The organism is Asticcacaulis sp. MM231, assembly GCF_964186625.1.
GTDB lineage: Bacteria > Pseudomonadota > Alphaproteobacteria > Caulobacterales > Caulobacteraceae > Asticcacaulis.
This window is the reverse complement of sequence record NZ_OZ075109.1, coordinates 196,856-216,060: the sequence shown is the minus strand read 5'-3', so window position 1 is coordinate 216,060 and position 19,205 is coordinate 196,856. Positions and strand designations below refer to the sequence as shown.

Annotated in this window: 15 protein-coding genes; 11 read left to right on the top strand and 4 right to left on the bottom strand. The window is 57.3% G+C overall.

The features are described 5' to 3' along the window. Positions 1-87: 87 nt before the first annotated feature. The 4 genes from ABQ278_RS17800 to ABQ278_RS17785 all read left to right on the top strand — a co-directional run bounded on the left by ABQ278_RS17800 (position 88) and on the right by ABQ278_RS17785 (position 5,344). Positions 88-903, top strand: coding sequence for a hypothetical protein (locus tag ABQ278_RS17800; protein ID WP_349322371.1), 816 nt, complete (start codon positions 88-90; stop codon positions 901-903). Positions 904-1,283: 380 nt separating this feature from the next. Next, positions 1,284-2,561: a histidine-type phosphatase gene (locus tag ABQ278_RS17795; RefSeq protein ID WP_349322370.1), complete on the top strand. Its 1,278-nt coding sequence runs from the start codon at positions 1,284-1,286 to the stop codon at positions 2,559-2,561. 109 nt (positions 2,562-2,670) lie between these two features. Then, on the top strand, positions 2,671-4,476 hold the full coding sequence (locus ABQ278_RS17790) for a DUF885 family protein (RefSeq protein WP_349322369.1): 1,806 nt from the start codon (positions 2,671-2,673) through the stop codon (positions 4,474-4,476). 295 nt (positions 4,477-4,771) lie between these two features. Then, positions 4,772-5,344 carry a DUF3299 domain-containing protein gene (locus tag ABQ278_RS17785; RefSeq protein ID WP_349322368.1) on the top strand — a complete coding sequence of 191 codons (573 nt, stop codon included), beginning with the start codon at positions 4,772-4,774 and terminating at the stop codon, positions 5,342-5,344. A 376-nt stretch (positions 5,345-5,720) separates the two neighbouring features. Here ABQ278_RS17785 and ABQ278_RS17780 read toward each other — a convergent pair whose 3' ends face one another. Together ABQ278_RS17780 and ABQ278_RS17775 are read right to left on the bottom strand one after the other, a co-directional pair. Then, positions 5,721-6,152 (bottom strand): hypothetical protein, encoded by a 432-nt coding sequence (locus ABQ278_RS17780; protein WP_349322367.1) that lies wholly within the window; start codon positions 6,150-6,152, stop codon positions 5,721-5,723. 459 nt (positions 6,153-6,611) lie between these two features. Further along, entirely contained in the window at positions 6,612-9,842 is a 3,231-nt protein-coding gene (locus ABQ278_RS17775; protein ID WP_349322366.1) for an error-prone DNA polymerase, read from the bottom strand. A 183-nt stretch (positions 9,843-10,025) separates the two neighbouring features. On the opposite strand from ABQ278_RS17775, the gene ABQ278_RS17770 reads away from it, so the two are divergent. Continuing rightward, positions 10,026-11,147, top strand: coding sequence for a tetratricopeptide repeat protein (locus ABQ278_RS17770; protein ID WP_349322365.1), 1,122 nt, complete (start codon positions 10,026-10,028; stop codon positions 11,145-11,147). Between the two features lie 2 nt (positions 11,148-11,149). Here ABQ278_RS17770 and ABQ278_RS17765 read toward each other — a convergent pair whose 3' ends face one another. Both ABQ278_RS17765 and ABQ278_RS17760 read right to left on the bottom strand, forming a co-directional pair. After that, positions 11,150-12,613, bottom strand: a complete 1,464-nt coding sequence (locus ABQ278_RS17765) for a DNA polymerase Y family protein (protein WP_349322364.1) — start codon at positions 12,611-12,613, stop codon at positions 11,150-11,152. Continuing rightward, positions 12,588-13,346 (bottom strand): damage-inducible protein, encoded by a 759-nt coding sequence (locus tag ABQ278_RS17760; RefSeq protein WP_349322363.1) that lies wholly within the window; start codon positions 13,344-13,346, stop codon positions 12,588-12,590. The genes ABQ278_RS17765 and ABQ278_RS17760 overlap by 26 nt, the downstream gene beginning before the upstream one ends. Before the next feature lie 399 nt (positions 13,347-13,745). On the opposite strand from ABQ278_RS17760, the gene ABQ278_RS17755 reads away from it, so the two are divergent. The 6 genes from ABQ278_RS17755 to ABQ278_RS17730 all read left to right on the top strand — a co-directional run bounded on the left by ABQ278_RS17755 (position 13,746) and on the right by ABQ278_RS17730 (position 18,844). Next, positions 13,746-14,150: a helix-turn-helix transcriptional regulator gene (locus ABQ278_RS17755; RefSeq protein WP_349322362.1), complete on the top strand. Its 405-nt coding sequence runs from the start codon at positions 13,746-13,748 to the stop codon at positions 14,148-14,150. A 202-nt stretch (positions 14,151-14,352) separates the two neighbouring features. After that, positions 14,353-15,561 (top strand): oxygenase MpaB family protein, encoded by a 1,209-nt coding sequence (locus ABQ278_RS17750; protein ID WP_349322361.1) that lies wholly within the window; start codon positions 14,353-14,355, stop codon positions 15,559-15,561. A 205-nt stretch (positions 15,562-15,766) separates the two neighbouring features. Further along, positions 15,767-16,012: a hypothetical protein gene (locus tag ABQ278_RS17745; RefSeq protein ID WP_349322360.1), complete on the top strand. Its 246-nt coding sequence runs from the start codon at positions 15,767-15,769 to the stop codon at positions 16,010-16,012. Between the two features lie 75 nt (positions 16,013-16,087). Further along, complete coding sequence (locus ABQ278_RS17740; protein ID WP_349322359.1) at positions 16,088-16,759, top strand: SOS response-associated peptidase family protein; 672 nt, start codon at positions 16,088-16,090, stop codon at positions 16,757-16,759. 402 nt (positions 16,760-17,161) lie between these two features. After that, positions 17,162-18,352 (top strand): Fic family protein, encoded by a 1,191-nt coding sequence (locus ABQ278_RS17735; RefSeq protein WP_349322358.1) that lies wholly within the window; start codon positions 17,162-17,164, stop codon positions 18,350-18,352. 216 nt (positions 18,353-18,568) lie between these two features. Beyond that, a complete protein-coding gene (locus ABQ278_RS17730) occupies positions 18,569-18,844 on the top strand; it encodes an HU family DNA-binding protein (protein WP_349322357.1) in 276 nt (91 codons plus the stop codon). Positions 18,845-19,205 lie beyond the last annotated feature (361 nt).

Below are 19,205 nucleotides of genomic sequence, written 5' to 3'. Positions count from 1 at the left end.
TATCGAAATCAGGCTGGATTTTCTTACTGTTACAATATAACACATTTCGTCGAGTGGCGATTTGGCGTGGACAGGACGGACTACAAAATGATTTCGATGACCTCTATTGCCCCAGAGACCTTGGGCCTGCTTTTTTTGCTAGGCATGCGCCACGGGCTCGATCCGGACCACATCGCCGTCATCGACAATATCACCTTCCGCGCCCTCGACGAGCGGCCCAAAGCCGCTGCCTGGACTGGATTTCTGTTTTCGACGGGGCACACGATATCCGTTTTGATGATTGCGGCCCTGTTTGGCTTTCTCGGGCAAATGATCACCCTGCCACCGGAATTCGAAACAGCGATGGCCATCTTCATCATCGGCCTGTTTATCGTGATCGGTACGCTCAATCTCAGAGCCCTGTTGGCGAAAGAGATCTACGTGCCCAAGGGTTGGCGCCACAGTGTGTTGCCCGGTCTTTTGCGCGTATCGACCCACCCTCTCGTGACAATGTCGATCGGACTGGTGTTTGGGCTGGTCATCGACACGGCGGCGCAAATCGCCGCCTGGGGCGTCGCCGCGTCACAGGTTAGCGGCATTGCCGGTGCCGTTGTCATCGGCCTGAGCTTCGCCGCCGGCATGATCCTCACCGACGGCCTAGATAGCCTGGTGATCACACGCCTGGTAACCGACAAGGCAAATCTAGCCCAGGCGCGGACGTATCGTCGCGGTGTCGGCTGGCTGATCGTTGGCCTCTCCTATGTAATGGCGGCGTACGCCCTTCTGCAGTTACTTCAATGGAATGCCGCCTTGTCAGACCGGACTTTCCTCGCTGTAGGTGTCCTGATGGCAGTGACGGTTATCTCGGTTGCCGCGGTCTCGCTCATAAAGCGAAAGAAAGTGAAGGATGGACCGTCCATATGAAATTTAAGTTTTTGTCAGCCTTCCTCAACCGTATTTTCTGGCTAGTCTTCGAAGCAATGGCGAAGCATGGTGCGGTGTTTTCATGTAAGCAATCACGGCGCAGTCTAGCTATTTTGGTGAGTTGTTTCGCGCGTTTAGCGTCCGCCGTACAGCTCCTCAAATGTCGGGCCAAGGTCACGAAACCTTCAAAGGGGCGCGTTATGACGATTGTTTGAGGGAACATCGCGACTCTACACGTTCGTTCGTGACCACCTTGCCTTCCAATTGCGTCTCCTCACCATGCTTATCCCGAAATACGTGCCGCGACTGCCCCAGTTTCGACCGAATTGGCAGGCGTCCTCCTTCCGCTGAAGCCACATAGCAGCCATAATAGAGTTTCCATGACCATTCATCACTGGCTTCGTTTCGCCCTCACTTTTGCCGGAGCTTATCTGCTGGCAGTCCAGGTCTCTGCGCAGCCTGTATCTTCCGATGAAAAGATCGAACGCGTCGTCATGCTGATGCGCCATGGCGTGCGATCTCCCATTGCCGATGAGGTTCCTTTGGACACCAAAACCGGCGCCCCATGGCCGGCTTGGAGCGTCCCGCCGGAGACCATCACAAACCATGGCGCCGATGTCCTGAAGGCGCTCGGAACAACCGATCGCACTTGGCTTTCGGCAATTGGCATTCTGCCCACAAAGGCCTGTCCCGATCCCGCCACGATGGTTGTCTGGACCAATACGGCTCCACGCACCATCGCCACCGGACAAGCCTATCTACAGGGCTTGGCTCCTGGATGCGCGCTTAAGGCGGGCCATCTGCCTGACGATCAAATTGATCCTTTGTTCGAGCCGACCCGCGCGCCGCCACCCTGGTTCGATGCCCAGAGGGCTGTCGCCAGCATCAATGCCTATACCGGCGGCATGTCTGTCTTGGTTCAGCGCCATGCCGCCGCGCTCGGACGGCTCGAACATGTACTGGCCTGTGACACTCGCCCGTGCAGCCCGCAGCGGGCGCCTCGCCTTGCCGCAACGGCTGATAATCGCGGCCTGGTGTTCGAAGGGCCGGTTCGCGATGCGTCAGGTACAGCTCAGGTACTGATGCTGGAATATCTCGAAGGCTTCCCGCTGAAAGAGGTTGGCTGGGGCCGTGCCAATCCAGCGACGCTGAAAGCGGTTGGTGAAGTCCATGCCGCCCTGTTCGACGTCTTCTCACGCCCGCCCTACATGATGGCATTTCAAACCGAACCGACCGCACGGAGAATCATCGATGACTTCAGCCGTCCGGACGCCCCGGCTTTCGACATGCTGATCGGCCACGACACGAATGTCGCGGCCCTGGCCGCCTTATTGGGTGTCGCGGTAGAAGCCCCCGGTTTTGCGCTAAATGATCCCTCGCCAGGCGGTGCGCTTGTGCTTGCCCTGATCCGAGATGCCCATGGCCGGGCCTTTGTCAGGGTCTACTACCGCAGTCAGACCGCCGATGACATCCGCGCCATGCGCGCTCATGCCACCTGGAAGCCGTTGGCCATGAAGGCTTGCAAGGAAGGCCCCAACCAGATGTGCCCTCTGCCTAAATTCATTACCCTTTTGAAGGCCAGAACCGCTGAGGCCAGTGCCCCCCATAGCGCGGTAGACCACGCTAATGATGATGAACCACACGGCGCACCTTCGTAATCATAGCGTCCACGTAGTGTGTCGATAAATAAATGTTATAACATACCATTTACAACAATCTGAATAAATTATACGGTTCCGGAACAATCTCCCTTTACAAAGTTGTTCCATGCCCCGTTTTACACGCCGCTCCACGCTTTTCTCCGGCCTCGCCATCCTGAGCGCGACGGCAGCTCCGAGCCTGGCTCTGGCCGGTGCTACCCGAGGTCGTAGGCCGACTGCGCACATCTCGCTAGATTTCGACGCCCACTTCGTTAAGCTCAGCACGGATGAATTTACATGGCGAAGCAGCCAAACCGCGTCCGACGAAAACACCTCCGGAGCCGCGCAGGCTGCGCACCTTCCGCGCGTTGACGAGGCAACCCAGAAATCAAAACTCGACCGCTGGAACAGCGTCCAGACCGAGTTGCAAACCATCGATCCGTCCAGGCTGACTCCGCAACATGCTGAGGACTACGCCGTCTACAAATTTCAGATTGAGACCCTCATCGCGGATCAAAAGTTCAGGCTCTACCAACGGCCGCTCAGCGGCGACACCTCGTTCTGGAGCGACCTGACTTATCTCACAAGCGGATCCTTCCATACCCTTGAGGATTACCGAAACTATCTGTCACAGCTCGGCGACTTCCCGGTCTACTTTGAGGAAAATATCGCCAACATGCGCGCGGGTCTCAAGCGCGGTTTCACCCTTCCGAAAGTGGTTCTGGAAGGACGCGATGCGAGTGTCGTAAGCGCCATAACGGACACCTCTGAAGCAAATCCCTATTACGCGCCATTCAAAAAAATGCCGGATACTATTCCGGCCGATCAGCAGGCCAAGCTGCGCATAGAAGCCGCCAGCGTTATTCAGGGGAAGGTCGTACCCGCCCACAAACAGGTCCTGGATTTCCTGCGCAACGAATACACCCCAGGCGCTGTGGCATCCATCGCCGCGATCGATCTGCCGGACGGCCCAGCCTTTTATCAATCGCAGATCCGCGAATACACCACGCTCGATTGGACAGCCGCAAAAATCCATCAAATCGGTCTTGACGAAGTAACGAAAATCAAAGCGGACATGATGGCGATCAAGGCGGAGGTCGCATTCGCCGGCGACCTGAAGGCTTTCAACGACTTCCTGCGTACAGATCCGCAGTTTTACGCCAAGACGCCGCAAGCCCTTCTCGACAGGGCGGCATGGATCGCTAAGGAATTCGACGGCAAGGCAGCGCAATACTTCGGGCGTCTGCCACGATCCCGCTTTGCCATCGTGCCGGTGCCTGATGACGTGGCCCCCTTTTATACCAGTGGCCGTGGCGGCCCCGGCATCTACCTGGTCAACACCTACGATCTGCCTTCCCGCCCCTTGTACGCGCTACCCGCCCTGACCCTCCACGAGTTGGCGCCGGGGCATGCGATGCAGATGCCCTTGGCGGCGGAGAACAAGTCCCTCCCGCCCTTCCGGCAGAATACCTTCATCTCGGCCTATGGCGAAGGCTGGGCCGTCTACTGCGAACGCCTTGGTGACGAGATGGGCATGTTCCACACGCCCTACGAACGCTACGGCATGCTGAGTTACCAGATGTGGCGGGCCGCGCGTCTCGTGGTTGATACGGGGATTCATTCACAGGGCTGGAGCCGCGAACAAGCCCGGCAGTTTCTTCTCGATCATACGGCCCTGTCTACCCATGAGGTGACAACGGAAGTGGATCGTTACATTGCCTGGCCCGCTCAGGCCCTGAGTTATTATCTGGGTGAACAGGTTATCTGGGACGCCAGACGCAAAGCGGAAAAAGCGCTTGGAACAAAGTTCGACATCCGCGCCTTTCACGACACCCTGCTTGACCTCGGCTCCGTGCCCCTCCCCGTGCTCCAGGCGCGCGTTGATAAGTATATTGCCAGCGGTGGCCAGGGCCCCTATGCCAATGACAGCTAAGGGCTCAAGTTCGATAACGCACGCAGAGATACGCAGACGAGGCGCGGCCGTTTGAGGTCGCCTAGCCTCCAGCAGCGCCTGGCGGATGGGCTTAACTGTGATGTCGTCCCCGCCGGATCGTTACGTCCCAGCCTTTTTCCGCCATAGCGACCTAGCAGAAACTTTGCCTTAACATTGCCGCATAACGATACTTTATATCGCAACACCCGACCCCTTCGCAAGGGGCTCCACATAGTAGACCTTCTTCACCCAAGGTGGTCGGCCGCAGGTTTTGGAGACATCGTAGGAGACCGTCATGATCGATCGGCGAGGCTTGGTTTTAACGCTCCTGGGAGCCGGCGGTACGGCTGCGGCCCTTGCAAGCCTGTTTATTTCCCCGCGCCAGGCCCTCAGCCTGACAAAACAAGATTTGTCCGCAGGTTGCTCGGCCGCCAATCCACAGGCTGCCCAACTCGATCCAGAACTGCGCGCCGAGCGCCGAGCACAAGCCGGTCTCCCCCGCGCCTGTGATCCGCTCTGGGACATGATGCACAGATGCCATGTCGGTTACGATGCCAAAACCGGCAACTATACCCTTACCCCGACACCCGAAATCGCGGCTTTGGACGGGACGACCGTGCGGGCCCGCGGTTTCGTGCTTCCCCTGGACGGGTCCGACCATACAAAGCATTTCCTGCTCGGTATCAACACCCCTGTCTGCTTCTATCATCCGCCTGGAGAACCCAACGAGGTTATGGAAGTGCTGTCCAACCAGCCCATCGCCTGGAATGACCGCCCCATGACGATGGAAGGCCGGTTTGCCAAGATCAACAACGGCGAACTGGGTGTCTTCTTTCGCTTGGAACATGCGAGTCCGGCCTTGGGTTGAAAGCCCGATCGTCCTGAAGGTCCTGCGCCTCGATCTTGGTCGCTTAGCACTTCCGCTATTCTTAGCAATGAGGTCTCCTAATGGCCAATGTGGAAGTGTTACATAGGACCTGTAGTAGCTCCGAGAAGCGGACGTTCACTTAGAAGGCCGGAGGTTTCGGATCACTTTAAATCTCTCTGCTGGCCATACCTATTGGCAGCTAATCTCACGCGCCAATGATCCGCCCGCTCTCAGCCTTGCTGCCAGTCGATACGGCGCATGACCAGCCCAGTAGTTTCTAAGACCCTTCTGGCTTCTTAGGCGCACATCTGCGTGAGTCATCAGGTTGTTCTGCCGAGCAAAACAAAAGGAAATCATTTATTCCCATTTACTCCCGTTAATCGGAATGAGATTGGTCTGGAACTTTCGTTTTGATGAACTCCCAGAAGGCTTTCATACTAGACATGAGGAGGACGTTGACTTCGATGGTATCATCGCCCTTCTTCACGATAAACGTATTGTCTGAACGCCACTGAAAGCTTGCGTCAGACCATTTGATAAATTTGTGCCTATTCCCGCGTCCAGCCCCAATACCTTCTTCAGTCAAATAAACACTGCAGCTTTCGCGTAACGAAAGCACGCCCCAAATCGTGGCAGCTAAAACCAGCAAGTTGATCGATATTAAGCCGATTTGTTCTGCCGGTGCGGCCTTTGAGAGATGAAAAAAGGTGCGGATCACAACGGCTACGGCCACCCCAGCGCCGAAAATGGCAATCCAGAGTGTACCTGGCCAAATTTGTGGGATCTTGGGGTTATGTGTTTTATTCATATTTCAAGCCCCCAAATTTACTTGCAACCACACACTGCCAAGCCGCACTCTCATACAGGGGTGTGAGCGCTACTTCCTATCTTTTTAGAACGTGCAAGCACCTACATTTCTATCCACATCCGCATTTGGCCGAGCCGGAGGCGTAGATTTGCCACTCGCAGTGCCCTGGTGCCTGAATTAGGCCAGAGGGATTATTTAGGTCAAGGGTCGTGTTAGCATTAATCGGCCCCATCTTAAATTCCATCAGGGCAATATTATCTTGGCATGGTGAGAACGGCCTTACCGGGCCTCTCGCGAAGGTTAAGTGACTTCCGCTTTTCTAAGATTCAAAACGAGCTGGTAGGCCGCTAAGGGCCAAAACCGGTAACATTAGCCGTTTGGGATCGAGCCCGCAGGGTGAGACCGTCACAGCTCTATCTCCGACGACAAGTACGGCGCCAGCCTTTTCGGCGAACAATCTCATTTGAAATCCCGGCTCTTGTGCTGTATTTCCGCCTGCTTCGCCACACGCGGATCGACGCCGGGCCCGCCATTGCGGAACTCATCCCCCGGCTGGTGCGGTGCGTTCAGCGGCGCATTACGGTCCCCAATGCTGGCCAACATATATGACAGGTCGACCACGGAACGGGCGATGAGGTGGACGACGTCGCCCTCCTTCTGGATAAAACCGGTGACCAGGACCATGGTGGCTCCAAACACGGCCTGCTTATATGCCTCCCCCACCTTCTCCCAGACGATGACATTGGCATCGCCACTTTCGTCCTCGATGGTCATAAAGATCACGCCGTTAGCCGAGCCTGGGCGCTGACGGACATTGACCATGCCGGCGACGGACACATAACGCTTGTCCTTCGACGTCATGGCCTCTTGGCACGACACGCAGCCACGGTGCGTGAGATCGCTCCTCAGGAAATGAACGGGGTGAACGGTCTGGCTGAAACCGACCTGGTTGTAGTCCTCCACCACATTGGCGCCGTCTGTCATAAGGCGGAAATTCATGTCCGGCTGACCGGTTTCAGAGAGGCTGCGGCCGTGTTCATCCAGAATACAGTCAAACAAAGGCAAGACATCGTCGCCAAGCGACTTGATGGCAAAGGTCGCGTCGCGCCGGGTGATCCGGAAGGCGCCCTCAAAAGCATTAGCCTTGGCCAGCTTACGAAGGGTCGGCTCCGGCGTCTTGGCGCGGCGCCATAGATCCGGGATCGATTTGTAAGGCAGGTCGCCGCGATGAAAGATCAGGTTGGCCACGTCCGCACTACGTATGCCATTGATCAGGCGATAGCCTAAGCGCACCGCGAACCGACCCGACCGATCAGTCGGCTCAAGGGTGCAATCCCAGCGGCTGTTGTTGACGCAGAACCACCGAACCTCGACGCCGTGCATCTTGGCGTCGCGTATCAGTTGTGCCGGAGCATAGAAGCCCATTGGCTGGCTATTTAGGATCGCAGCTAGGAAAACCTCCGGGTGATGGCATTTCATCCAGGATGAAGCTTCTGAGATGATGGCGAAACTAAAGGCGTGACTTTCCGGAAAGCCGTAGGAGCCAAATCCTTCAAGCTGCTTGACCAGAGACATAGCGAAGTCTTCGGTGTAGCCGTTTTTCAGCATGCCGTTGATGATGTCCTGAGACAGGGCACCGATGCCCCCCGTCTTCTTGAAAGTCGCCTGCGCCCGCCTGACCAGGTCCGCCTGGCCGGGTGAGAAGCCCGCACAGGTGATGACGACCTTCATGGCCTGCTCCTGGAAGAGCGGCACGCCTAAGGTCTTGCCCAGGATATTGGCCAGTTCGGGCGTCGGGAAGGTGACCTCTTCCAGACCTTCCAGTCGTCTTAAGTACGGGTGGACCATATCGCCCTGGATCGGCCCTGGCCGGACAATGGCGACCTGGATGACGAGATCATAGAAGGTGCGCGGTTTGGTGCGCGGCAACATCGACATCTGGGCTCTGGACTCGATCTGGAAGGTGCCGATGGTGTCGGCGCGCCTTATCATCGCATAGGTCTTCGGGTCCTCCGGTGGGATGCACGACATATCCATGTGGATCCCCTTGGCTTCGGCCAAGAGGTCAAAGCAGCGTTTCATGCACGACATCATGCCGAGCGCCAGGCAATCGACCTTCATGAACTTCAACGCATCGATATCGTCCTTATCCCACTCGATGACCTGGCGGTCCTTCATGCGCGCCGGTTCGATCGGCACCAGTTCGTCCAGGCGGTCATGGGTGAGGACAAAGCCGCCGGGGTGCTGGGACAACTGGCGTGGCACGTCAAGCAGTAGGAGATGTATCTCGAAGGCCAACTTCAGGCGCGGGTCGTTCATATTGAGGTTCAGCTCCGCCGCCATTTCCGGGGTGCAGCCTTCCGAGTGCCAATAACGGATGTTCTTGGCCAGAACCTTGATGGTGTCTTCTGGGAAGCCCAGCACCTTCAGCGTATCGCGCATGGCCCCGCGTGTGCGGAAGCGATTGACCACGGCGGTCAGGGCCGAATGGTTGCGGCCATAGGTGTTGAACACCCATTGCATGACCTCTTCGCGGCGCTGGTGCTCGAAATCGACATCGATATCGGGCGGCTCACGCCGTTCTTCCGAGATGAAGCGCTCGAACAGCAGGTCGTTACGCGAGGGATCGACGCTGGTGATGCCCAGGACATAACAGACACAGGAATTGGCGGCCGAGCCGCGTCCCTGGCAAAGAATATCGCGAGACCGGGCGAACTGGACGATCGCGTTCACCGTCAGGAAGTAGGGCGCGTAATCCAGTCGCTCGATCAGGGTCAGTTCGTGCTTCAGCAGATCGATGACGGACTGTGGCACGCCTTCCGGGTAGCGCCACTTGGCGCCGGCCCAGGACAGACGTTTCAGGGCCTCAATCGCCGACATGCCGGGCATCAGCTTTTCTTCGGGGTACTGGTATTCCAGTTCGGACAGGGAGAAGCGGCACTTGTTCGCGATCTCAAGCGTGCGTCGCATGGCCTCGCGGTAATCGGGGAAGAGGCGGTGCATCTCTTCGGGTGATTTGAGAAAACGGTCGGCGTACCTCGTCCTTAAGTCCCCCATATCATCGATCTTGCAGGTGTGACGGATGCAGGTGATGACGTCGTGCAGGAAAGCCCGTTCCTGAACGGCATAGAGGATGTCGTTGGTGACGACGGTCGGCACCCTCTGCTTGACGGCCAGGTTCGACAGCTCGTGCAGTCGCATATGATCGTTCTGCCGGTGCCGCAAACTGAGCGCCATATAGGCGTGCTCTGCGAACAGGGCTTTGAACTTGCGCAATCGGACGGCGCACAGGGCATCGGCCTCGTCAGGGATGAAGATGGCGAGCAGACCTTCATGGAAGTCCTCGACATCCGCCCAGTCGATATCGCACCTGCCCTTCCCGCCCCGACTTTTACCCAAGGACAGAAGCCGGCAGAGATTACGGTATCCGCCGCGATGCATGGGGTAAACCAGCAGGGACATGCCATCCCTCAGATCGAGCCGACAGCCGATGATCAGGCGGACTCCACTTTCTTGTGCGGCCACATGGGCGCGGACCATGCCGGCCAGGGTATTGCGATCGGCGATGGCCAGGGCGGCCATGCCGAGTTCTTTTGCACGCGCAAAGAGATCATCGGGAGAGGATACCGCCTGCAGGAACGAGAAGTACGACGCGCACTGGAGCTCAATGTAGCTCGAAGAAGAAGACATTCCACAACCACCAGAACCAAACGTTCTTTATTTGTTCTTTTTGTGGGAGAGTCAATGATCCAACCGCAGGACATTCTGTGATGGCTATGGGAATTTCTCCAAAAGCGGTATCCAACACCCGCAAATCATAATATCTTGTGCACTCGCATTTCGAGACCGATCAGGTCTTCCGGGGGGAAAATCATGAAGAAGACGATATTGGCATTTTGCCTTGCCGCGCTGGTAATACCGACGGTTTTGTTGGCGGACGACATCAGCCAACAGAACGAGGATCCCTCTCGGCCGAAGGAAATGACACCAGAAGCACGGGCCAAACTGATCAAGCGCCGTGCTGACCTGACGAAACGAGCCAAGAGTGGTGACGTCAATGGGATCGTCGATCTGGCCACGTCGTTGGAGCAATCAGATGGGGTAAATCCCGTCGATCGTGCCGCCGCCCTCGATCTCTATCAGAAGGCCGCCGACAAGGGTGACCGGATCGGTCGCCAGAAAACCTGCCTTGCCAATCTGCTCGGTGAAGGTCGGCCTCAATCGGCCGTGGTCGCCATGCCCTATTGCAATGCGCTGGGGCTTAAAGACCGGGTGGGTCTTTTCGCTGTCGCATACGACTATCAAAATGGGCTAAGCGGGCCCAAAGACGAAGATATGGCCATGACCGTTTACGTCCAAGCCTTCCAGGCCGGTAGTGGGGATGCGGCCAATGCACTCGGCATGAAGGCCCTCTCGCTAGGTAAGTTGGAAGCCGCCCGAAAGTGGTTTAAACTTGGCGCCTACCTAGGTTCGGCCAGTGCCATAGACCATCTCGCCGTCATGGTTGAGGCGGGACAAGGTGGCGCCAAGGATGACCAGGAGGCCCAGTGGCTTTATATCAGTGCGGCGGAACGCGGCAGTGCCCACGCCATTGAGCGCATGAAGGCCTGGCCTGAAGCGAAGGACCCGCCGTCCATCTGCGCCTTCTCAAAGACCGCCCATCCGACAGAGATCACCCATACCTGGTCAGACACCAAGGGCACACATAGCGAAGCGATCAATTTGCGGATGTTCCATAAACTTCTGTCGGAAAACTTTCCGGCGGACGCGCGCGGGGGGCTCGTTGAAGGCACGACACGGGTCAATTGCTATATCGGTTCTGACCATGTGCTGGATGTTTGCGTCGTTCGCCACGAATTTCCGATAGGTTATGGGATTGGCGCATCGGTACAGGCCTTCTTTAGTGGCCAGGTGACCATTGCCAAGGTCGACGCTGCGGGTGTTGACACTGCCAATAAGATTCTGGACCTGAGCGTCAATTTTAAAATCCGCTGACGCTACTCAAACTTTCCGTGTATATACCAGGCGAGCGAGCCCGTGTTACCATGCACGCCGTCACCGGTGCGGAACACCCATAAGCGCTCACCGCTATCGACTTCAAGAATGAAGTAATCCCGCACCTTGCCCTTTTCCCGGGGGTTTACCCACCACTCGCCCTGGACGCGCTCAGGGCCATCGGCGCAGGCGACGGCGTATCTCTGCCCACGCCAGGTAAAGGCGCGCGGTGGATAATCGGGCATGACGGCCATGGCCATGATGGGTTCGGGCTTGTGATAGATGCGCTGTGGTCGCCGGTAGAGCGCATTGCGATCGGAGCCCGTCAGCGTTGATGCCGGGGAGACGCGTTTGACGGAGCGCTCCGGAATATCGGTCGCCACCGGTATGGCTCTATAGACGCTCGCTTCGCCATAGCGGTTGGTCAGACCGTCGCACAGCTCGTCCATGTCCGGGCGCGCCGGCGCCTCGAATGGCGCCAGGACTTGCTTTATAATGAGCGGCTCTGTGAACGCGGCCGTCATGACCATCTTGTCGATGCCCCAACCGGGATCGACGGTTTCGATCTTATCGCACAGGAGTTTTGACAAACGCTTGGGCTCGCGTACCGGCTTGGCCGTGGCGACGAAGATCGTCTCCACCTTGTTGTCAGTACGCGTGTAATGCAGGTCGAGCCGGCGCACGCCAAGTCCATGCTCCTCCAGACGCTCACACATCTGACCGACAAGACGCCGGGTGTATTTCTCGATGGTCTCTGGCGCGCCAATGGGCTCGGCGAAGATGCGCTCGATCTTGATGAGCTCCGGAGCGTCCACCGGCTCGATTGGCTCGGCCAGTCTTCCAAAAGCCTGGTCGATACGGCGAAACAGCTTGTTGCCAAACGCCTTGGCCAAGGGCGGACGTGGCTTAGCGGCCAGTTCGCCGATGGTATCAAGACCCAGCAGATGCAGATCGGGTAACATCTCTGGCGGCAGGCGCAAAGCTTCGACCGGCAGTCGACGCAGCGCCTGTCCGGCCTTCCCCGTCTCAACGATCTGGACGGGTTGCCCGCCGAAGCGCGCCAGAGCATGAGCCGAGCCCCAGGTCTCGGCGACGGCTACTATGCCTGTGATCCCCAGGTCAGACAGCCGACAGCGCATATCGTCAATCAGGCCTGCCTCTCCCCCAAAGAGATGGGCAGCGCCCTGGATGTCGAGAACCAGCCCGTCCGGCGGGTCAGCAGCCACATTCGGTGAATAATGTCGCAACCCCCAGACCGCCAGTTTTTGCAACGCGGCCGCATCGGCTTTCGGGTCAGCCTCCAGGATGACGAGATCGGAGAACAGGGCTTCGGCCTTGGCGACCGGCATGCCAACGTAAACGCCCATTTGCAGCGCCAGGTCATCGGCTGCGGTAACGATGCGCCGCCGCCCATCAGATCCTTTTAAGATCAGCGGGACCTCACGAGATGGCCCGGAGGTTCCCATTGCCCGCCTCAGCCGATCGATCGGCCAGTAAGGCAGGAACAACGATATTACCCTTGGCATCACACGCCTCTACTTCAAAATCCGCACATCTTCCGCCGCGACAGCGCATGAGTTCCAGTTGCCAGCGCGCGCGTCCGACGCCCCGCACCGGTAAGCGCTCGGAGCTGATTTCTGTCACTCGCCACCGCGTAAAGGACGTCGTCTGATTGCCGAAGTCCCGCGCATCGACATTGCGCCGCCAACGCCTCAAGGCGATGGCCATGGTGCCGGACGTCTCCGCCGCCAGTTGCAGGCGCTGGGACGCGACCTGGGACAAGCCAGACAGTTCGCCGACGACCGCGGTCGGGCCGCCATGGCGAAGCGCGTATTCAAAAGCGCCCAGGACCTCGCTCTCATCGGCGCCCTCAAAGAAGATTACCCGATCGGCCGTCAGTCCGAACCTCGCCAGCGCCGGTTCATACAAGTCGGTGCGGTTGTAGCACCACAGGACCGAACCGCCCGTTCGCGCGGCGATCCCTGCTGCAAAGGCAGCGGACGCCGCGCCGTCTACTGCGTCCTGGGCGCCGCCGGCAATTTCATGAAGGGCTCCCAAGGCGAGTCCGCCCCCTGGTAGCTGTGCATCGATGGCGGGGACAGCGAATGGTAGGACCGTTCGAAGCCGTGTGTAGACCCGCTCAAGGCCGGCGATCTGCTGGCGGAGGTCTGTGAGGGTGGCCGTACTGGCGACTGACATGACATCAAACGTCCCTTCTGGAGCTAAATTAACACATTCGTTCTACATTTGTTCTTTTTGAAAACGGAGTCAATACGTAGACAGCGTATGCAGACAAGAGAGCGGCGTCATAGCACCTTGAAAGGGGATAAAAATCTGCGGCTGTCCAAAGGCTTAGATTTGAAATGTCATGCGTCATATTTTTATTGCCGAACCATTTAGGTCGCGCCATGATGCTGCACTGCACACCGGCTACGCGAAATATGGCAGAATATTCTTCTATTCATTTCAAACAGTATATATCTGGCTCAACCTGAGCCATAAGGCGGCCACACCTACGCGCAATACCTGTAGGCGACATCGCCAGAGCGATGAAGCCGACTATGCTCGGCGTTCAACACCTTCTCAACGAGGACGAAGATGGCCTTTGACGACAACAGCATTAATCCGGTCGATCTGCATGTCGGCGCCAGGGTCCGCATGCGTCGAAAGTTTTTAGGTTTGTCACAAACCGATCTGGCCGATGCGATTGGCCTTACCTTCCAGCAGATTCAGAAATACGAGCGCGGCTCCAACCGGATCAGCGCGTCCAAGCTTTACGAAATAGCGAAGTTTTTGAGAGCGCCAGTCGCCTATTTCTTTGAAGGCTATGCGGAGGGCGAGACACCTGAAGGATTTAGCGAATCCGACTCTGAGAGATTCGTCCACGAGTTCCTGATGACGACCGAAGGCATCGAACTGGCGGAAGTTTATCCTCGCGTCAGATCCGCGACCCATCGCCGCAAAATTCTCGACCTGGTCCGCGCCCTGTCAGACGACGCCTAGGTCATCCTGTTGCCTGTCTGGCAAACCGGTTGTTTTCGCTCTGCATTAGGCCAATATACTGGGAGGGGTGGCAAAAGGACAGACGATGCAAGAGCGGCAGTTTCACCCAGATCTGTGGCGACAGGTTGAGCGACAGGCGACAGACCTTCCGTCTATTTACGCAAAAGTCGATTTCAGCCAACTCCCGGAGCGATTTACCTTCATGCCCTCCAGCGAGGGTCTGCAAGAGTTTGCGCACCTGATCCCGGACATCATGGCTGACAAGCCTCTGATAGAACTGATGGCCGCCTACACCCTGACCGGCGACGCCGTGGCTGACGCCTATGCGGCCCGCATCCCTGAATTTGGTTTTCGGCAAATCGTTCAGTGGCTGCATACGGCGTGCGACAAAGGTCTAGAGGCTACACCGGAGGCACCGCCTGAGTTGGCAGCCTTCCTGAACGCCATGGAGGTCAGGCCCGCATGGCTGGACATGAATCTGGTGCGTGAAGGCGCCCGGATCGAGCGCAATCATTATGCGCACCTCGTGCCCTTCGCCATTCGTGGCGCCTTCCTCGCCACGTTCATGAACAAGTATTCGGCCCTGCCGATGGCCCTCACCGGTCAGTTGTCCGACCAGCTCGCGGCCAAGCGCGTGCATGAAACGGCGACATTTTTTACTCTGACGGTGATGCCCGGCGCGTTGGAGCGCAACGGTGCTGCGTTTAAAGCGGCGGCCATGGTCCGCCTCATGCATGCCATGGTGCGGTTCAATGTCATGCAACGCGACGGCCTTTGGGACCCGCAGGTTTACGGCGTACCCATTCCGCAGGTTGACCAGATGCCGGCGGGGCAGATCGGATCATTTCTGATCGCCTTTCAGGCGCTGAAGGAAGGTCGTGAAACGTTTACGCCTGCGGAACGCGCACGGATCGAAATCGGACGCTATCGCTGTTTTCTGTTGGGGCTGCCCGAGGCTCTGCTTGGCGATACACCCAGATCGGTCGCACGTCTTATGCTGGCGCGCCAGGCGACCTTGCGCCCCGCGTTCGATGAGGCGACCTGTGGCGCGCTGGTGCGCGGCACGATGAACACGGAACTGTCTCAAGACGCGTCCTTAAGCGGCAAACTCGATCGGGAGCTGGAGCGCAGCTTCTCGAAGGCCTTTTTCATCAAGCACTTCCTGCAAGGTGACGCGCAACGCGCCCGCCAGATGGGCGTCCACTACACGTTAAAGGATCGAAAGCTGGCCCTGATCGCGGCAGCTCGAATCTTTTCGCAATTGCGTGTCTTCGGGGTCCTGGCGGATATACCGGTGGTCAGGGAGCTTGCCGATCGCGTTCTGGTCGCTAAGCTGGAAGGCCTGCTCGAACGCTACGGACATGCGAAATTTGAATCCGACGCCAAGACCTATCGCGGCGCGGTGCGATAGGCCCCACCTATCGGATACTCTACCCCGGAATGCGGAACCTGACGGCTTGCGGGGAAAGCGCTTCGCGATCAGGTCGTCGTCTACGGCTTCCGCATGGAGTTCAGGCGCTCGCTCGCGTGGCACTTATCGTAGACCTCATCAAATTTGACGTGCGGACGCTCCTCAGGCTAGACCGCATGCCTCTTCACACGATATAGACACCTCCATGAGCATTCGATTGTATGACAGCGCCTGGGTCTTGTTCAGAGACAGCGACCAGCCTCAGCAGGTCTCCAAGAACCGCGCCAATCCGGCCATGTTCCAAGTCGGCGGCTATCACTACGACATCGACGGCAAGCCTTTCTTTGTTGCCGAAGCCGCGCCGGACATTGTGCGCATCCTCAACATGCAAGCAGCACGCGACCTTGGCCTGTCAACCCAGTATGCGGCGCCGAAAGACATTCACATTTAAAGGCATAATCTCTTTTCATTGACGTAAGACGTCAAGGCTGTAGCTTAGGGGCTTCATTTTGCCCAAGGCTTGGTCATGTGCAACGCCTATAATGTCACGACAAATGCCGATGCCGTAATAGCCCTGGTCAAAGGGTGGCGACAGGCGCGCCGCAAGAGCAATCAGGACATTTTGCCGGGCATCTTCCCAAACTACCGGGCGCCCATCCTCCGGCTTGAGGAGGGGGACCTCGTGCTTGACGATGCGGTCTGGGGCATGCCTACGCCTGTAGAGCATCTAGTTACGAAGACGGGCAAGCCAATGAGCTATGACCGCGGCATCACCAATATCCGCAAAACCTATGTTGATCATTGGCGGCGCTGGCTCGGTGTCGAACATCGCTGTCTGGTGCCCTTTACGATGTTTTCCGAGCCCGACGAAAAGCACAGGAACCATTACTTCGAATTTGCCGATGGGCGCCCGGTTGGTCTGTTGGCTGGGATTTTCGATACGCACAGTCGCCAGATACGGGCGAAAGACGAAGCGCCTACAGCGGGGCAGTTCTATGCCTTTCTGACGACGGAGCCCAATGCGGAGGTTAAACCGATCCACGCCAAGGCCATGCCTGTCATCTTGACTGAGCCCGAAGACTGGGAAACCTGGCTGACAGCCGATTGGTCGACGGCTAAAAAGCTTCAGCGTGCGCTGCCCGATGGTCTGTTAAAGTCCACACCCTTTGGCGCGCCCAGTGACGTGGTGCCGGCATGATGATTGCGGTCATTCTTGGCGGTTGGGTGATTATCCTGGTCATCGCCGCGCTGCTGGCACCCTGGCACGCGAAACGGGGCAAGCGCTCCAGGTAGCCTTCTTGCTCGGCAGGGCCGACCTTGGCTTGTCTTTAGCCGCATCTTTTGTGGCCTTCAAGGCGCGTCCCGCGATGCCGGAAGCACATCCGCACGACGTACCTGGTCGTTAGGCGCTAGATACCCTATTGGGCGTGTGCCTTAGCCTATGCATTTTAAGGCTTCAAAGCTGGACCACTGAACGACAACCATTAACGGACATTGTAGCGGACATTTTTTCGGCTATTTTTAACGATTTCTTTTCCAAATGCCTTAATGTATATGATCTTTAGCCAACAACGTAACGGACTTTATAGCGGACATAGAGATGGCTGATGATAGAGGCGAACATGTTGGTTTGATGGAGCCTGTGGTTCCCGGAAGCGAGGCACGTGGCCGCAGCGAATTGATTGATCTCGCATTGGATCTTGCCCAGAAGTCAGCCGGATTTCGCCGAAGCCTTCCAGCAGAAATTGCCGCGTCTCTAAGTGACCTCGTCCGTTCGATGAATTGCTATTACAGTAACCTCATCGAAGGCCATAATACCCATCCTGTCGATATCGAAAAGGCGCTGCGCCAAGATTACAGCACCGACACAGCCAAGCGTGATCTCCAACTTGAAGCTACGGCCCATATCTCAGTTCAGGCCTGGATTGATGGAGGCGGACTGACGGAGGGCGTACTCAACCTGAATGCCATTTGCGATATTCATCGCAAATTCTACGAACACCTGCCTGAAAGCCTTCAATGGGTAGAAAATCCCGATACCGGTGAGCGCATCCGGGTCACAGGCGGGGAATTACGTGCCCACGACGTTCAGCTCGGCAGGCACATTAGCATCAGCGCAGGTGCCGTGCCGCGCTTTCTGACAAGGCTTGAAGACGCATTCCGGCATTTGGGTAAGGCTGACCGGATTCTGGGTACAGCCGCCGCCCATCACCGCCTTCTTTGGGTTCACCCCTTTCTCGACGGAAACGGGCGCCTAGCGCGCCTTGTCTCTCATGCCATGTTCCTGGAACAACTCGATACGGGTGCCCTTTGGTCGATTTCACGCGGGCTGGCTCGCCAGGTTGAGGCGTACAAACGCCATTTGGCCAGTTGCGACGAAATCCGCCACGGCGACCGGGATGGACGCGGCAATCTGAGCGAAAGCGCTCTCGTCGACTTTACACGCTTCTTTCTTAAAACGGCTCTGGATCAGGTCGAATTCATGGAAAGTCTTGTCCAGCCAGACCGGTTGAGAGCGCGCCTCAAACTATGGGCAAAAGAAGAAATCGACATCGGCGCCCTTCCGGCTAATTCTGAACTTGTACTCGACGCCTTACTTTACAGAGGCGAAGTGAACCGTGGTGAAATTGCGAACATAACCGGCGTAGGCGACCGCCAGGGGCGGCGTATCATCTCCGGCCTGACCGACGCCGGCGTTCTTTCATCGCCGACCCCAAGGGGATGCCTGCGCCTTGCCTTCCCTGCAACACTTGCAGGCCGTTGGATGCCAGGCCTCTTCCCGGAACAATAAGCCTGCAATGCAGATTGCGGTTCATGGGGGCGTTCCTGAAGGTCATAAGTTGTTTTGCCGCCGATCGTTCTGTCACCTGCTTTGGTCCTATCGCCTGCCGGATATTGTGCTTTTACCGGCAGCCTTTCCACAACCACAGCAGCGTTTTGTGCAGGCAGTAATTGACCCAATGGGCGAATGGGTACAGGTTTGACAAAGATAACAAAGGATTTCAACATGAACACGACCGACCTGACCGAGACGCTCGCCGCAGCACACGGCCTGACCAAAACCGCCGCCAAAGCTATTGTTGACGGCGTACTGAAGGCCATTACAGACGCCGCTGTTGCCGGCGAGGAAGTCAATTTCCCGGGCTTTGGCAAATTCAAGACCAAGGAAACGCCAGCCCGTGAAGCCCGCAATCCGTCGACAGGCGCGACTATTCAGGTCGCTGCCGGCAAGAAGGTAACCTTCCAGCCGGCCAAGGCTTTGAAGGATAAGCTCAACGGTTAGTGGACAGGGGATGTTATCTCGTCCCCCTTCTTTTTTGACCTGCTACAGGGCGGCTCAGCGCGAATTATTCCGCACCATACCTTGTGAAACTTTATCCGGCGGCCGCATCAATCGCCGATATATGCGTGGCATATTGTTACTCGGCCGGTGATTAATGAGCATAAGTTTCGTTAGGTTCCTAACAGGGCAATGTAAGAAACTCTTGCGCGTAGGGCGAGAAGGACCTGTCACGCGCTCAAGCCTGTCTTCGGATGGTTCCGGCTTCCGTCGTTCTCCCCCTATTCGTCTGCAACTTGATTTTATGCCGAGGTTGTGAGGCCTTTTTGCCGGCAGGCTTCAAAATGCTAGAGGTCACACAACA